Annotated in this window: 12 protein-coding genes; 10 read left to right on the forward strand and 2 right to left on the reverse strand. The window is 71.8% G+C overall.

Going from position 1 to position 15,459, the window contains the following annotated elements:
• Positions 1 to 6 precede the first annotated feature (6 nt).
• From kdpA to FKN01_RS07770, 8 genes are all read left to right on the forward strand, one after another.
• A complete protein-coding gene (kdpA, locus tag FKN01_RS07730) occupies positions 7 to 1,671 on the forward strand; it encodes a potassium-transporting ATPase subunit KdpA (RefSeq protein WP_143617791.1) in 1,665 nt (554 codons plus the stop codon).
• On the forward strand, positions 1,668 to 3,731 hold the full coding sequence (kdpB, locus tag FKN01_RS07735; RefSeq protein WP_313906141.1) for a potassium-transporting ATPase subunit KdpB: 2,064 nt from the start codon (positions 1,668 to 1,670) through the stop codon (positions 3,729 to 3,731). Before kdpA ends, kdpB begins: the two co-directional genes overlap by 4 nt.
• Before the next feature lie 6 nt (positions 3,732 to 3,737).
• Entirely contained in the window at positions 3,738 to 4,391 is a 654-nt protein-coding gene (gene kdpC / locus FKN01_RS07740) for a potassium-transporting ATPase subunit KdpC (protein ID WP_143617793.1), read from the forward strand.
• 78 nt (positions 4,392 to 4,469) lie between these two features.
• Positions 4,470 to 5,204: an ABC transporter ATP-binding protein gene (locus FKN01_RS07745; RefSeq protein ID WP_143617795.1), complete on the forward strand. Its 735-nt coding sequence runs from the start codon at positions 4,470 to 4,472 to the stop codon at positions 5,202 to 5,204.
• 193 nt (positions 5,205 to 5,397) lie between these two features.
• Positions 5,398 to 7,941 (forward strand): ATP-binding protein, encoded by a 2,544-nt coding sequence (locus FKN01_RS07750; protein WP_143617797.1) that lies wholly within the window; start codon positions 5,398 to 5,400, stop codon positions 7,939 to 7,941.
• Between the two features lie 170 nt (positions 7,942 to 8,111).
• The gene (locus FKN01_RS07760) at positions 8,112 to 8,801 is read left to right on the forward strand and encodes a response regulator (RefSeq protein WP_143617799.1); all 690 of its coding nucleotides are present in this window, start codon (positions 8,112 to 8,114) and stop codon (positions 8,799 to 8,801) included.
• Positions 8,802 to 8,888: 87 nt separating this feature from the next.
• Complete coding sequence (locus tag FKN01_RS07765; RefSeq protein ID WP_164401032.1) at positions 8,889 to 9,305, forward strand: OB-fold nucleic acid binding domain-containing protein; 417 nt, start codon at positions 8,889 to 8,891, stop codon at positions 9,303 to 9,305.
• 3 nt (positions 9,306 to 9,308) lie between these two features.
• The gene (locus FKN01_RS07770) at positions 9,309 to 10,064 is read left to right on the forward strand and encodes a DUF3159 domain-containing protein (protein ID WP_143617804.1); all 756 of its coding nucleotides are present in this window, start codon (positions 9,309 to 9,311) and stop codon (positions 10,062 to 10,064) included.
• A 52-nt stretch (positions 10,065 to 10,116) separates the two neighbouring features.
• Here the strand turns inward: FKN01_RS07770 and FKN01_RS07775 are convergent, their stop codons facing one another.
• On the reverse strand, positions 10,117 to 10,794 hold the full coding sequence (locus FKN01_RS07775; RefSeq protein ID WP_143617806.1) for a TrkA family potassium uptake protein: 678 nt from the start codon (positions 10,792 to 10,794) through the stop codon (positions 10,117 to 10,119).
• Positions 10,794 to 11,462, reverse strand: coding sequence for a TrkA family potassium uptake protein (locus FKN01_RS07780; RefSeq protein WP_026242838.1), 669 nt, complete (start codon positions 11,460 to 11,462; stop codon positions 10,794 to 10,796). The genes FKN01_RS07775 and FKN01_RS07780 overlap by 1 nt, the downstream gene beginning before the upstream one ends.
• Before the next feature lie 331 nt (positions 11,463 to 11,793).
• On the opposite strand from FKN01_RS07780, the gene FKN01_RS07785 reads away from it, so the two are divergent.
• Complete coding sequence (locus FKN01_RS07785; protein ID WP_143617808.1) at positions 11,794 to 13,842, forward strand: APC family permease; 2,049 nt, start codon at positions 11,794 to 11,796, stop codon at positions 13,840 to 13,842.
• A 111-nt stretch (positions 13,843 to 13,953) separates the two neighbouring features.
• Complete coding sequence (locus tag FKN01_RS07790; protein WP_143617810.1) at positions 13,954 to 15,309, forward strand: class I SAM-dependent RNA methyltransferase; 1,356 nt, start codon at positions 13,954 to 13,956, stop codon at positions 15,307 to 15,309.
• Positions 15,310 to 15,459: the final 150 nt, after the last annotated feature.

The following is a 15,459-nucleotide window of genomic DNA, read 5'->3' on the forward strand; positions in this document are numbered from 1 at the left end:
CCCGACATGAGCCCCGTCCTCTCCGGTGTGCTCCAGCTCCTCGCGCTCGTCGTCGCGCTGGGGCTGGCGTACCGCCCGCTCGGCGACCACCTGGCCCGCGTCTACACCTCCACCCGTCACCTGCGGGTGGAGCGGTGGATCTACCGGGCGATGGGCGCCGACCCCGGCGCACAGATGCGCGGAGCCGCCTATCTGCGCGCCGTCCTCGCGTTCTCCGCCGTGAGCGTCCTCTTCCTCTACCTGCTGCAACGGCTCCAGGGCGTCCTGCCCGGCTCGCTCGGCTTCGCCTCGATCAGCCCGGACCAGGCCTTCAACACGGCCGCCTCGTTCGTCGCGAACACCAACTGGCAGTCGTACGCCGGCGAGCAGGCCATGGGCCACGTCGTCCAGACCGGCGGCCTCGCCGTCCAGAACTTCGTCTCCGCCGCCGTCGGCATGGCCGTCGCGGTGGCCCTGGTACGCGGATTCGCCGCCTCCCGCACCGGGGAACTCGGCAACTTCTGGGCCGACCTGGTGCGCGGCACCGTACGCGTCCTGCTGCCGATCGCGGTCGTCGGCGCACTCGTCCTCGTCGCCTGCGGGGCGATTCAGAACTTCTCCGGCATCCACGAGGTCGGGCGGTTCACGGGCGGCGAGCAGCAGTGGAACGGCGGCGCGGTCGCCTCCCAGGAGGCCATCAAGGTACTGGGCACGAATGGCGGCGGCTACTTCAACGCCAACTCCGCGCACCCCTTCGAGAACCCCGGCGGCCTGTCCAACCTCTTCGAGATCTTCCTGATCCTGGTCATCCCGTTCGCCCTGACCCGCGCCTTCGGCCGCATGACCGGTTCGGTCCGGCAGGGCTACGCGCTCCTCGCCACGATGCTCGTCTTCTGGCTCGGCTTCTCCGCGCTGATGATGTGGACCGAGTCCGCCCACCGGGGCGCCGCCTTCGAGCTCGCGGGCGGGGCGGCCGAGGGCAAGGAGACCCGGTTCGGAATCGGCGGCTCCGCCCTGTTCGCCGTGGCCACCACGCTCACCTCGACCGGCGCGGTGAACTCCTTCCACTCCTCGTTCACCGGCCTCGGCGGCGGCATCACGCTGCTCGGCATGCAGCTCGGCGAGATCGCCCCCGGAGGCGTCGGTTCCGGTCTCTACGGCATGCTGATCATGGCGCTCATCGCGGTGTTCGTCGCCGGACTGATGGTCGGCCGGACGCCCGAATACCTCGGCAAGAAGATCGGCACCCGCGAGATCAAGCTCGCCGCCTGCTACCTCCTGATCACCCCGGCCCTGGTGCTCGGCTTCACCGCCGCGGCCGTCGCGCTGCCCACCCCGCCCCGCTCTGTGGCCAACCCCGGGGCGCACGGCTTCTCCGAGATCCTGTACGCCTACACCTCGGGCGCCAACAACAACGGCTCGGCGTTCGCGGGGCTCGCCGCGGACACCCCGTGGTTCAACACCACGATCGGGCTCGCGATGCTGCTCGGCCGGTTCCTGCCCATGGTGTTCGTCCTGGCCCTCGCCGGCTCGCTCGCCGAGCAGCGCCCCGTCCCGGCGACCTCGGGCACCCTCCCCACCCACACCCCGCTGTTCAGCGGACTGCTGGCCGCGGTCGTCGTGGTCGTCGCCGGCCTGACCTACTTCCCGGCCCTCGCCCTGGGCCCGCTGGCCGAGGGGCTGGCGTCATGACCACTCGTACGAAGCAGGAGGGCCCGATGACCGCCGGCGCCGCGCTGTCCGACCCCAAGACGCTGCTCGCCGCGCTGCCCGAAGCACTGCGCAAGCTCCACCCCCGCGCGATGGCCGCCTCACCGGTCATGTTCGTGGTCCTCGTGGGGTCCGTCTTCACCACCGTCCTCGCCGCCCTGGACCCCGGCGACTGGTTCGGCTGGGCGATCACCGGCTGGCTCTGGCTCACGACGGTCTTCGCCAATCTGGCGGAGGCGGTCGCCGAGGGCCGCGGCAAGGCCCAGGCGGACACCCTGCGCCGGGCGAAGACGGACGCCGTCGCCCGCCGCCTCACCGGTGACGGCGAGGAGCGCGTCGCGGGCACCGACCTCCGCGTCGGCGACCTGGTCGTCTGCGAGGCGGGCGACATCGTGCCCGGCGACGGGGACGTCGTCGAGGGCGTGGCCGGCGTGGACGAGTCCGCCGTCACCGGCGAGTCCGCCCCGGTCATCCGCGAGTCCGGCGGCGACCGCAGCGCGGTGACCGGCGGTACGAAGGTGCTCTCCGACCGGATCGTCGTCCGGATCACCACCAGGCCCGGCGAGACGTTCATCGACCGCATGATCGCCCTGGTCGAGGGCGCCGCCCGGCAGAAGACGCCCAACGAGATCGCCCTGAACATCCTCCTGGCGTCCCTGACCGTCGTCTTCCTGCTCGCCGTCGTCACCCTCCAGCCCTTCGCCGTGTACGCGGGCGACGCGCAGTCCATGATCGTGCTCACCGCGCTCCTGGTCTGCCTCATCCCGACCACCATCGGCGCGCTGCTCTCCGCGATCGGCATCGCCGGCATGGACCGGCTCGTGCGGCGCAACGTGCTCGCGATGTCCGGACGGGCCGTCGAGGCGGCCGGGGACGTCTCGACGCTGCTCCTCGACAAGACCGGCACCATCACCCTCGGCAACCGCCGCGCCACCGGCCTGCTGCCCGTCGCCGGGGTCACCGCGGCGGAACTCGCGGACGCCGCCCAGCTCGCCTCGCTGGCCGACGAGACGCCCGAGGGCCGGTCCGTGGTCGTCCTCGCCAAGGAGCGGTACGGGCTGCGCGAACGCCACGCGGGCGAGCTCTCCGGCGCCACCTGGGTCCCCTTCACCGCCCGCACCCGCATGTCGGGCGTGGACGTGGACGGGCGCAAGGTCCGCAAGGGCGCCACCGGAGCCGTCGTCGCCTGGGTCCAGGAGCGCGGCGGCAGCGTCCCCGGCGAGGCGCGGAGCCTCGCCGACCGCATCGCGGCGGCCGGCGGCACCCCGCTCCTGGTGGCCGCGGAGGACGGGCACGGGGCGCGGGTCCTGGGCGTCGTCCACCTCAAGGACATCGTCAAGGAGGGCATGCCGCAACGGTTCGCCGAGCTGCGCCGCATGGGCATCCGCACCGTCATGATCACCGGGGACAACCCGCTGACCGCGAAGTCCATCGCCGAGGAGGCCGGGGTGGACGACTACCTCGCCGAGGCCACGCCCGAGGACAAGATGGCCCTCATCAAGCGCGAACAGGCCGGCGGCGGGCTCGTCGCGATGACCGGTGACGGCACCAACGACGCCCCGGCGCTCGCCCAGGCCGACGTCGGCGTCGCCATGAACACCGGGACCTCGGCCGCCAAGGAGGCCGGGAACATGGTCGACCTGGACTCCGACCCGACCAAGCTCATCGAGATCGTGGAGATCGGCAAGCAGCTGCTGATCACCCGGGGAGCGCTCACCACGTTCTCCCTGGCCAACGACGTGGCGAAGTACTTCGCGATCATCCCCGCGATGTTCGCCGCGCTCCACCCGGGGCTGGACCGGCTCAACATCATGGACCTGTCCTCGCCGCACACCGCGATCCTCTCCGCGGTGATCTTCAACGCGCTGATCATCGTGGCGCTCGTCCCGCTCGCCCTCAGGGGCGTCCGCCACCGGCCCGGCGGCGCCGCGGCCGTGCTCCGGCGCAACCTCGCCGTCTACGGCATCGGCGGCCTGCTCGCCCCCTTCGCCGGCATCAAGCTCATCGACCTGCTCCTCTCCCTCGTCCCCGGAATCGGCTGACCCGCCATGAACACACCCGTACGCAACCCCGCCCGCCGGCTCTGGGCCGCCCTGCGCGCCCTGCTCGCCCTCACCCTGGTCTGCGGCGTCCTCTACCCGCTCGCCGTCACCGGCGCCGCCCAGCTGCTCATGCCCGGACGCGCCAACGGCTCCGAAGTCACCGAGAACGGCCAGGTCGTCGGCTCCGCCCTGATCGGACAGCGCTACGACCTGCCCGGGGGAGCCCCGGACCTGCGGTGGTTCCAGCCGCGGCCCTCCGAGGGGCTCGGCACCAACAGCGTCAACACCCGGTACGCGCTGCTGGTCTCCGGCGCGTCCAACCTCGCCGGCGACAACCCCGGCCTGATCGACCGGGTCACCGCCGCCAGGGCCGCCGTGGTCCGGGACAACTCCGTCCCCGGCCATCCGGTGGACCCCGCCGCGGTGCCGCCCGACGCGGTCACCTCGTCCGGCTCCGGACTCGACCCGGACATCTCACCGGCGTACGCACACCTCCAGGTCCGCCGCGTCGCCGCACGCAACCACCTCACCGCCGGACAGGTCTCCGAGCTGGTCGAGCGGCACACCGAAGGCCGCGCCCTCGGCTTCGTCGGGGAACCGCGCGTCAACGTGCTCCGGCTCAACATCGCCCTGCGGCAGCTGGTGACCGGGGCGCGCTGACGGAAGGGGCATTGCCCGGTCCCGTGCCACCCGCACATACTGGCGGCCGACAGGACCGAGGACCCACGGGGGAGCACCATGACCGACAACACCGCCGACACCAGCACCGGTGGGGGCGCCGGCACGGCCGTCGCCGACGGCCCCATGGTCCGCGTGGAGGACCTGCACCGCTCCTACGGCTCCGGCGCGGGAGCGGTGCACGCGCTGCGCGGCGTCTCCTTCGAGGTGCCGCGCGGCGAGCTCGTCGCCCTCAAGGGGCGCTCCGGCTCCGGCAAGACGACCCTGCTCAACCTCGTCGGAGGCCTCGACACCCCGGACGGCGGCCGGATCACCGTCGACGGCACCGACCTCTCCTCGCTCGGCGAGAACGGGCTCCTGGAGCTGCGCCGGGACCGCATCGGCTTCATCTTCCAGTCGTTCGGCCTGATCCCGATCCTGACCGCCTCCGAGAACGTGGGCGTCCCGCTGCGGCTGCGCAAGGCCGACCCCAAGGAGCGCGAGGAGCGGGTGTCGCTGCTGCTCTCCCTCGTCGGCCTCGCCGACCACGCCGCCCAGCGCCCCGGCGAGCTCTCCGGCGGCCAGCAGCAGCGGGTGGCCATCGCCCGGGCGCTCGCCAACCGGCCCGCCCTGCTGATCGCCGACGAGCCGACCGGACAGCTCGACGCCGAGACCGGCCTCGCGGTGATGGAGCTGCTGCGCGCCGTCGTGCACAGCGAGGGCGTCACCGCGCTCGTCGCCACCCACGACGCCCAGCTCCTCGGCCTCGCCGACCGGGTCCTCGAACTCAGCGACGGCCACATCATCGAGCACTGACCGGCGGCCGGGGCAGCGAAAGCGGAGTGCGGCCGGGGGGTCGGCACCGCAGTACGGCCGGAGGAGCGGTATCAGAGTTACGTCAAATCCCGCCGCTTCCCCACCCTCCGGGCGATATGCCGGAAATCCACCAGGTACTTTCGAACCATGGCTGCCACGGCGGCAGCCGCCGGTTTCGGAAGACAATGGGGCCATGGCGCGCGGCAAACTTCGGATCTACCTCGGTGCGGCTCCCGGCGTCGGCAAGACGTACGCGATGCTCGCCGAGGCGCACCGGCGCGTCGAACGCGGCACCGACTGCGTCGTCGGCTTCGTGGAGCACCACGACCGCCCGCGCACCGAGACCCTGCTGCACGGACTCGAAGTCGTCCCGCGGCGCGAGATCGAGCACCGCTCGGCCGTCTTCACCGAGATGGACATCGACGCCGTCCTGGAGCGCGCCCCGGCCGTCGCGCTGGTGGACGAACTGGCCCACACCAACGTGCCCGGCTCCCGCAACGCCAAGCGCTGGCAGGACGTCGAGGAACTGCTCCGGGCCGGCATCGACGTCGTCTCGACCGTCAACATCCAGCACCTGGAATCCCTCGGCGACGTGGTCGAGTCCATAACCGGCGTACGCCAGCGCGAGACCGTGCCCGACGAGGTCGTCCGCCGGGCCGACCAGCTCGAACTCGTCGACATGTCGCCCCAGGCCCTGCGCCGCCGTATGGCCCACGGCAACATCTACAAGCCCGACCGGATCGACGCCTCCCTCTCCAACTACTTCCGCCCCGGCAACCTCACCGCCCTGCGCGAGCTGGCCCTCCTCTGGGTCGCCGACCGGGTCGACGAATACCTCCAGCAGTACCGGGGCGAGCACAACATCCGCACCACCTGGCAGGCCCGCGAACGCATCGTCGTCGGCCTCACCGGAGGCCCCGAGGGCCGCACCCTCATCCGCCGCGCCGCCCGGATGGCGGCCAAGGGCTCCGGCAGCGAGATCCTGGCCGTCTACATCGCCCGCAGCGACGGGCTGACCTCCGCCTCGCCCAAGGAGCTCGCCGTCCAGCGCACCCTGGTCGAGGACCTGGGCGGCACCTTCCACCACGTCATCGGCGACGACATACCCTCGGCGCTCCTGGAGTTCGCCCGGGGCGTCAACGCCACCCAGATCGTCCTGGGCTCCAGCCGCCGCAAGACCTGGCAGTACATCTACGGACCCGGCGTCGGCGCCACCGTCGCCCGCGAGTCCGGCACCGACCTCGACGTCCACATCGTCACCCACGACGAGGTCGCCAAGGGCCGGGGCCTGCCCATCGCCCGGGGCGCCCGCCTCGGCCGGGCCCGCATCATCTGGGGCTGGGTGGTCGGCGTCGGCGGCCCGGTCCTCCTCGCCCTGCTCCTCAAGGCCCTCGAATCCGGCCCCGGGCTCGCCAACGACGTCCTGCTCTTCCTCTTCATGACCGTCGCCGCCGCCCTGATCGGCGGACTGCTGCCCGCCCTCGCCGCGGCGGCGGGCGGCTCCCTGCTCCTGAACTACTGGTTCACCCCGCCCACGCACACCCTCACCGTCCAGGACCCGGAGAACTTCGTCGCCATCGTGATCTTCTTCGCGGTGGCCGTCGCGGTGGCCTCCGTGGTGGACCTCGCGGCCCGCCGCACCCACCAGGCCGCCCGGCTGCGCGCGGAGTCCGAGATCCTGTCGTTCCTGGCCGGCAGCGTGCTGCGCGGCGAGACCACGCTCGCCGCCCTCCTGGACCGGGTCCGGGAGACCTTCGGCATGGGGTCCGTCGCCCTGCTGGAGCGCCGCAGCGACGTCGACCCCTGGACCTGCGCCGGCAGCGTCGGCCCGGCCCCGGCCGCCCGGCCCGAGGACGCCGACGTGGACATGCCCGTCGGGGACCACATGGCCCTGGCCCTGACCGGCCGGGTGCTGCCCGCCGAGGACCGCCGGGTGCTCGGCGCGTTCGCCGCCCAGGCCGCCGTCGTCCTGGACCGCCAGCGGCTGGTGGACGAGGCCGAGGAGGCGCGCAGACTCGCCGAGGGCAACCGCATCAGGACCGCGCTCCTGGCCGCCGTCAGCCACGACCTGCGCACCCCGCTCGCCGCGATCAAGGCCGCCGTCTCCTCCCTGCGCTCGGACGACGTGGCCTGGTCCGACGACGACGAGGCGGAGCTCCTGGAAGGCATCGAGGCCGGCGCCGACCGCCTCGACCACCTCGTCGGCAACCTCCTGGACATGTCCCGCCTCCAGACCGGCACGGTCACCCCGCTCATCCGGGAGATCGACCTGGACGAGGTGGTGCCCATGGCCCTCGGCGGCGTCCCCGAGGACAGCGTCGACCTGGACATACCCGAGACGCTGCCGATGGTCGCCGTGGACCCCGGACTCCTGGAGCGGGCCGTCGCCAACGTCGTGGAGAACGCCGTGAAGTACAGCCCCGACGGCGACCGCGTCACCGTGGCGGCGAGCGCGCTCGGCGCCCGCGTCGAGCTCCGGGTGGCCGACCGCGGCCGGGGCGTCCCCGACGAGGGCAAGGAGCGCATCTTCGAGCCCTTCCAGCGCTACGGGGACGCCCCGCGCGGCGCCGGGGTCGGCCTCGGCCTCGCGGTGGCCCGGGGCTTCGCCGAGTCCATGGGCGGCACGCTCGACGCCGAGGACACCCCGGGCGGCGGCCTCACCATGGTCCTGACCCTCAGGGCGGCCCCCGGCCACGCCCCGGCCGCCCCCGGCCTCCCCGCGCGGACCACCTCATGAACCGCCCGGACGGCCGGGACCGCCCGGACGGCCGGGACCGCCCGGACCCCACGGACGGCCGGGACTGCCCGGACCTCCCGGACCTCCCGGACCACCCGGACCGCCGGGATTCCCCGGACCTCCCGCGCCTCCCCGCACCGACGTACGCCCAGCAGAAAGGCAGGACCCCGATGACCCGGGTGCTTGTGGTCGACGACGAGCCGCAGATCGTACGCGCCCTCGTGATCAACCTGAAGGCGCGCAAGTACGAGGTGGACGCCGCGCCCGACGGCGCCACCGCCCTCCAGCTCGCCGCCGCCCGCCACCCGGACGTCGTCGTCCTCGACCTCGGGCTCCCCGACATGGACGGCGTGGACGTGATCCGGGGCCTGCGCGGCTGGACCCGGGTGCCGATCCTGGTCCTCTCGGCCCGCCACACCTCCGACGAGAAGGTCGAGGCGCTCGACGCGGGGGCCGACGACTACGTGACCAAGCCCTTCGGCATGGACGAGCTGCTGGCCCGGCTGCGGGCCGCCGTGCGCCGGGCCGAGCCGGTCGGACAGGACGGGGGCGACCAGGTCGTCGTGGAGACCGAGGGCTTCACCGTCGACCTCGCCGCGAAGAAGGTCCACCGCGAGGGCCGCGACGTACGGCTCACCCCCACCGAATGGCACCTGCTGGAGGTCCTGGTCCGCAACGGCGGCCGGCTCGTCAGCCAGCGCCAGCTGCTCCAGGAGGTGTGGGGGCCCTCGTACGGCACCGAGACCAACTACCTGCGCGTCTACATGGCCCAGCTCAGGCGGAAGCTGGAAGCGGACCCCTCCCACCCCCGCCACTTCGTCACCGAACCCGGCATGGGTTACCGCTTCGAGCGCGCCTGAAACCGGCGGACGGGCGCGTACGCGTCCTCCGTACGAGTGAGACGGCGGCCACCCGCCAGGCCCTCGCGGGACCGGTACCCTTCGGGTATGAGTGCTGTTCCTCGATCCGCGAAGCCCCACAAGGGCGACCGGCCCTCCGGGCGCTTCCGGCGCATGCTCGACCGGCTTTCCAGCTCCCAGGAGGACCTGGAGTGCGAGGAGCTGGAGGAGGACTCGCAGGCGTCGGGGTGCACCCGGATCTCCGAATGCACCGACCGCCAGATCGTGAAGGTCACTGGTACCTTGCGGACGGTCACCCTGCGGCCGCGCGCCGGAGTGCCCGCCCTGGAGGCGGAGCTCTTCGACGGCACCGCGCCGCTCGACGTGGTCTGGCTCGGCCGCCGCTCCATCCAGGGCATAGAACCGGGCCGCAAGCTCATCGCCTCCGGCCGGATCGCCATGAGCCACGGCCGGCGGGTGCTGTTCAACCCCAAATACGAACTCCGACCGCTCGGCAAGGAGTAGCCGGTGACGTCTCTCGACAAGCCGACGTCCGACACGGACCGCACCACCGACCAGCAGGAGGCCGACAGCAGGGCGGTCACCGAGGCCGCCCTCTTCGAAGCCTTCGGCGGCGTGAGGGGCATGGTGGAGACGGTCCTGCCCGGGCTGCTCTTCGTCACGATCTTCACCATCAACAAGAACCTCACCGCCTCGGCCATCGCGGCCCTTGCGGTGTCGCTGGCGCTCGTGGTCGTGCGGCTGATCCGCAAGGACACCGTCAAGCACGCCTTCAGCGGCGTCTTCGGTGTGGCCTTCGGCGTGGTCTTCGCCAAGATGACGGGCAACGCCAAGGACTTCTACCTCCCGGGCATGCTCTACACCCTGGGCCTCGCCCTGGCCTACCTGGTCACCGCGGCCGCCGGCCTGCCGCTCATCGGCCTCATCCTGGGCCCGGTGTTCAAGGAGAACCTCTCCTGGCGCACCCGTAACCCCGGCCGCAAGAAGGCGTACACCAAGGCCAGCTACGCCTGGGGGCTGATCCTGCTCGCCAAGTGCGCGATCCTCTTCCCGCTGTACTGGTGGGCCGACACCACCCAGCTCGGCTGGGTCCTGGTCGCCCTGAAGATCCCGCCCTTCCTGCTGGCGGTCTACCTGACCTGGGTCTTCCTAGCCAAGGCACCGCCGCCCATCGACGTCTTCGCCGAGATGGAGGCGGAGGAGGAGGCCGAGAAGGCCCGTAAGGCCGCCGCCGCCGAAGCGGCCAGGGGCCAGGAGCTCTGAGACGTACGAGAGGGGCCCCGCCACCAGCGGTGACGGGGCCCCTCTCGCGTGCTCACGCCTCCGAGCCGCCCCGGCGCACCGACAGCAGGTCCTCCAGCTGCTCCTCGCGCGCCTGCGCGGCGACGAACAGCAGCTCGTCACCGGCCTCCAGACTCTCCTCCGGGTTCGGCGTCAGCACCCGCTGACCCCGGATGATCGTCACCAGCGAGGTGTCCTCCGGCCAGGCGACCTCCCCGACCTGGGTGCCCGCCAGCGCCGACTCCGGCGGCAGCGTCAGCTCCACCAGGTTCGCGTCGCCGTGGCTGAAGCGCAGCAGCCGGACCAGATCGCCGACGCTCACCGCCTCCTCGACCAGCGCCGACATCAGACGCGGCGTGGACACCGCCACATCGACGCCCCACGCCTCGTTGAACAGCCACTCGTTCTTCGGGTTGTTCACCCGGGCGACGACCCTCGGCACGCCGTACTCGGTCTTGGCCAGCAGCGAGACGACCAGGTTCACCTTGTCGTCGCCCGTCGCCGCGATCACGACGTTGCAGCGCTGGAGCGCCGCCTCGTCCAGCGACGTGATCTCGCAGGCGTCCGCGAGCAGCCACTCGGCCATCGGCACCCGCTCCACCGAGATGGCGGTCGGCGCCTTGTCCACGAGCAGCACCTCGTGCCCGTTCTCCAGCAGCTCGCCCGCGATGGAACGCCCCACCGCACCGGCCCCGGCAATCGCGACACGCATCAGTGACCGCCCTCCTCGGGGCCCTCGGCGAAGGCCGCCTCGACCTTCGCGATCTCGTCCGTACGCATCATCACGTGGACGAGGTCGCCCTCCTGGAGCACCGTCTGCGACGACGGCAGTATGGCCTCGCCCAACCGGGTGAGGAAGGCGACGCGCACGCCCGTCTCCTCCTGGAGCGTGCTGATCTTGTGGCCGATCCAGGACGGCGTGGTGTGCACCTCCGCGAGCTGCACCCCGCCGCTCGGGTCGCGCCACAGCGGCTCCGCACCCGAGGGCAGCAGCCGGCGCAGCATCTGGTCCGCCGTCCAGCGCACGGTCGCGACCGTCGGGATGCCCAGACGCTGGTACACCTCGGCGCGCCGGGGGTCGTAGATCCGGGCCGCGACGTTCTCGATGCCGAACATCTCGCGCGCCACCCGGGCCGCGATGATGTTGGAGTTGTCGCCGGAGCTCACCGCCGCGAACGCGCCGGCCTCCTCGATCCCCGCCTCGCGCAGCGTGTCCTGGTCGAACCCGACCCCGGTGACGCGACGGCCGCCGAAGCCGGAGCCGAGTCGCCGGAAAGCCGTGGGGTCCTGGTCGATCACGGCGACCGTGTGCCCCTGCTGCTCCAGGGTCTGCGCGAGAGCGGCTCCCACTCGCCCGCAGCCCATGATGACGATGTGCACCTTGCGCCTACCTCGCAGTCCTGGTCGTCCGGCTGACCTGCGAAAACACCCTGCTCACACTCTTTCCTCGGCTGGCCGGGCAGACAACGGGGCAACGGTGTGTCCCGTCGCCCGCTTACGAGCTTATGCGGCGTCGTTCCCGTCGCCTCATCCGAGTGTGCGCATCGCGGCGCGGGTACGGCGAAGACGGCGTGTCCGGGGCGCTCCCCGGCGGCGTGGCGCAAGGATTGCGTTAAGGATTCCGTGGCGTTTCCGGCCGAGTGCAGGAGATTGGCGGGCCACGCCGGTGCAGCGGGGGCGGGCCCCATACGGAACCCTTACGATCCTCTGCGTGTCCAAACTGACCGACGTGCCCAAACGGATCCTGATCGGGCGGGCCCTGCGCAGCGACAAGCTGGGGGAGACGCTCCTCCCCAAGCGCATCGCACTCCCCGTCTTCGCATCCGACCCGCTGTCCTCGGTGGCGTACGCACCCGGAGAAGTCCTCCTCGTGCTGTCCATCGCGGGTGTGTCGGCATACCACTTCAGTCCCTGGATCGCGGTCGCGGTCGTGGTCCTGATGTTCACGGTCGTCGCCTCCTACCGGCAGAACGTCCACGCCTACCCGAGCGGCGGCGGCGACTACGAGGTCGCCACCACCAACCTCGGCCCCAAGGCCGGGCTGACCGTCGCCAGCGCGCTGCTGGTCGACTACGTCCTGACCGTGGCCGTGTCGATCGCCTCCGGCGTGGAGAACCTGGGCTCCGCGATCCCCTTCGTCGTCGAGCACAAGACGGGGTGCGCGGTCGCCGCGATCGTCCTGCTGACCCTGATGAACCTGCGCGGGGTCAAGGAGTCCGGGAAGCTCTTCGCCATTCCCACGTACCTCTTCGTGGCCGGCGTCTTCATCATGATCGTCTGGGGCGCCTTCCGCGGACTCGTCCTCGGCGACACCATGCACGCCCCGACCTCCGCGTACACCATCAAGCCCGAGCACAAGGGCCTGGCGGGCTTCGCGCTCGTCTTCCTGCTGCTGCGCGCCTTCTCCTCCGGCTGTGCGGCGCTCACCGGAGTCGAGGCGATCAGCAACGGCGTGCCCGCGTTCCGCAAGCCGAAGAGCAAGAACGCCGCGACCACGCTCGCGATGATGGGCCTGCTCGCCGTCACCATGTTCTGCGGCATCATCGCGCTGGCCATGGCCACCGACGTCAAGATGGCCGAGAACCCGGCGAAGGACCTGATCAGCAACGGCACCCCGGTCGGCTCCGGCTTCGTCCAGGACCCGGTCATCTCGCAGGTCGCGGCCGCGGTCTTCGGCGACGGCACGTTCTTCTTCGTGATCCTCGCCGCCGCCACCGCCCTCGTCCTCTTCCTGGCCGCGAACACCGCGTACAACGGCTTCCCGCTCCTCGGCTCGATCCTCGCCCAGGACCGCTACCTGCCCCGACAGCTGCACACCCGCGGCGACCGGCTCGCCTTCTCCAACGGCATCGTGCTGCTGGCCGGCGCCGCGATCCTGCTGGTCGTGATCTACGGGGCCGACTCGACCCGGCTCATCCAGCTGTACATCGTCGGCGTGTTCGTCTCCTTCACGCTCAGCCAGACCGGCATGGTCCGGCACTGGAACCGCCACCTGGCCGTCGAGAAGGACCAGACCAAGCGCCGCCACATGATCCGCTCGCGGGCGATCAACGCCTTCGGCGCCTTCTTCACCGGCCTGGTGCTCGTCGTCGTGCTCGCCACGAAGTTCACCCACGGCGCCTGGGTCGCGCTGCTCGGCATGGTCATCTTCTACGGCACGATGACCGCGATCCGTAAGCACTACGACCGGGTCGCCGAGGAGATCGCCGCCGACGAGACCGCCCCGGACGAGTCGATCCGCCCCTCCCGGGTCCACTCGATCGTCCTGGTCTCCAAGCTCCACCGCCCCACCCTGCGCGCCCTCGCCTACGCCAAGCTGATCCGCACGGACCACCTGGAGGCGCTCTCCATCAGCGTGGACCCGGCCGAGACGAAGGCCCTCAGGGAGGACTGGGAGCGACGCGGCATCAACGTACCGCTGAAGATCCTCGACTCCCCGTACCGCGAGGTGACCCGCCCGGTCATCGAGTACGTCAAGGGCCTGCGCCGGGAGAGCCCGCGCGATGTGGTGAGCGTCTACATCCCCGAGTACGTCGTCGGGCACTGGTACGAGCACCTGCTGCACAACCAGAGCGCCCTCAGGCTCAAGGGCCGGCTGCTCTTCACGCCCGGTGTGATGGTCACCTCGGTCCCGTACCAGCTGGAATCCTCCGAGGCCGCGAAGAAGCGCGCCCGCAAGCGCGCCGACTGGACCGCTCCGGGCTCGGTGCGCCGGGGCCCGGTGGAGCGCAAGCACAAGGAACCGGCGCCGAAGGGCTGAGGCCGGGGGCCCTGGAGAGTGGTCGGCGGCCGGACGACACCCACGTAGACTCGTAGGTTGTTGTCGTCCGGCCGCGGGCCGTCCCCCTTCCCTCCCTGGAGCCATCCCCTCATGCAGAACGAATCCACGTCGCCGCAGACCGGGGAGACACAGCCGGAGTCCCTGGTCGGGCGGGAGTACGAGGTCGAGGTCGGCCCGGTCGCGCACGGCGGCCACTGCATCGCCCGCACGGACGAGGGCCGGGTGCTGTTCGTCCGCCACACCCTGCCGGGCGAGAAGGTGGTCGCCCGGATCACCGACGGCTCCGAGGACTCGCGCTTCCTGCGCGCGGACGCGGTGGAGATCATCGAGGCGTCCAAGGACCGGGTGCCGGCCCCCTGCCCGTTCGCGGGGCCCGGCAAGTGCGGCGGCTGCGACTGGCAGCACGCCAAGCCGGGCGCCCAGCGCCGCCTCAAGGGCGAGGTCGTCGCCGAACAGCTCCAGCGCCTCGCGGGCCTCACCCCGGAGGAGGCCGGCTGGGACGGCACGGTCATGCCGGCCGAGGGCGACAAGCTCCCCGCGGGCGAGGTGCCCGCCTGGCGCACCCGCGTCCAGTACGCGATCGACGAGGACGGCCGGGTCGGGCTGCGCAAGCACCGCTCGCACGACATCGAGATCATCGACCACTGCATGATCGCCGCGCCCGGGGTCTCCGAGCTGGGCGTCGAGCAGCAGGACTGGCCGCGGATGGCCGCGGTGGAGGCCATCGCCGCCACCGGCTCCCACGACCGCCAGGTCATCCTGACCCCCCGCCCGGGCGGCCGTCTGCCCCTGGTCGAGCTCGACAAGCCGGTCTCCGTCCTCCGCGTGGACGAGCGAGACGGCGGAGTGCACCGGGTCCACGGCCGCGGCTTCGTCCGCGAACGCGCCGACGACCGCACGTACCGCGTCGGCTCGGGCGGCTTCTGGCAGGTCCACCCGCAGGCCGCGAACACCCTGGTCCGCGCGGTCATGCAGGGCCTCCTGCCCCGTAAGAACGACACCGCCCTCGACCTCTACTGCGGCGTCGGCCTCTTCGCCGGCGCCATCGGCCAGCGCATCGGCGAGAAGGGCGCGGTCCTCGGCATCGAGTCCGGCAAGCGCGCGGTCGAGGACGCCCGCCACAACCTGGCCGACCTGGACCGCGTCCGCATCGAACACGGCAAGGTCGACCAGGTCCTGCCCCGCACCGGCATCACCGAATGCGACCTCATCGTCCTGGACCCGCCCCGCGCGGGCGCCGGCAAGTCCACGGTGAAGCAGCTCGTCGCGCTGGGCGCCCGCCGGATCGCCTACGTCGCCTGCGACCCGGCGGCGCTGGCGCGGGACCTGGGGTACTTCCGGGACGGGGGGTACCGGGTGCGGACGCTGCGGGCGTTCGATCTGTTCCCGATGACCCACCATGTCGAGTGCGTCGCGATCCTTGAGCCTGCTGGAAAGGGCCGCTGACCTGCTGTTTTAGCGAGTGTGCGTTATGTGCGCTGTGTGCGTTACGGGCGATATCTTGACGCATATTCGACGCACGATCGGCCCTTCTGACGCACGTTTGACGCACGCCCTGATGGGTCATCAGGCACTTGCCTCCGCTTCTGATGGTGT

It is taken from the genome of Streptomyces sp. 130 (assembly GCF_007096885.1).
Classification (GTDB): domain Bacteria; phylum Actinomycetota; class Actinomycetes; order Streptomycetales; family Streptomycetaceae; genus Streptomyces.

Excerpts from the sequence above, each read along its gene's own strand:
- kdpA (WP_143617791.1), top strand. The coding sequence starts at position 7 with ATGAGCCCCGTCCTCTCCGGTGTGCTCCAGCTCCTCGCGCTCGTCGTC.
- kdpB (WP_313906141.1), top strand. The coding sequence starts at position 1,668 with ATGACCACTCGTACGAAGCAGGAGGGCCCGATGACCGCCGGCGCCGCG.
- kdpC (WP_143617793.1), top strand. The coding sequence starts at position 3,738 with ATGAACACACCCGTACGCAACCCCGCCCGCCGGCTCTGGGCCGCCCTG.
- FKN01_RS07745 (WP_143617795.1), top strand. The coding sequence starts at position 4,470 with ATGACCGACAACACCGCCGACACCAGCACCGGTGGGGGCGCCGGCACG.
- FKN01_RS07750 (WP_143617797.1), top strand. The coding sequence starts at position 5,398 with ATGGCGCGCGGCAAACTTCGGATCTACCTCGGTGCGGCTCCCGGCGTC.
- FKN01_RS07760 (WP_143617799.1), top strand. The coding sequence starts at position 8,112 with ATGACCCGGGTGCTTGTGGTCGACGACGAGCCGCAGATCGTACGCGCC.
- FKN01_RS07765 (WP_164401032.1), top strand. The coding sequence starts at position 8,889 with ATGAGTGCTGTTCCTCGATCCGCGAAGCCCCACAAGGGCGACCGGCCC.
- FKN01_RS07775 (WP_143617806.1), bottom strand. The coding sequence starts at position 10,794 with ATGCGTGTCGCGATTGCCGGGGCCGGTGCGGTGGGGCGTTCCATCGCG.
- FKN01_RS07790 (WP_143617810.1), top strand. The coding sequence starts at position 13,954 with ATGCAGAACGAATCCACGTCGCCGCAGACCGGGGAGACACAGCCGGAG.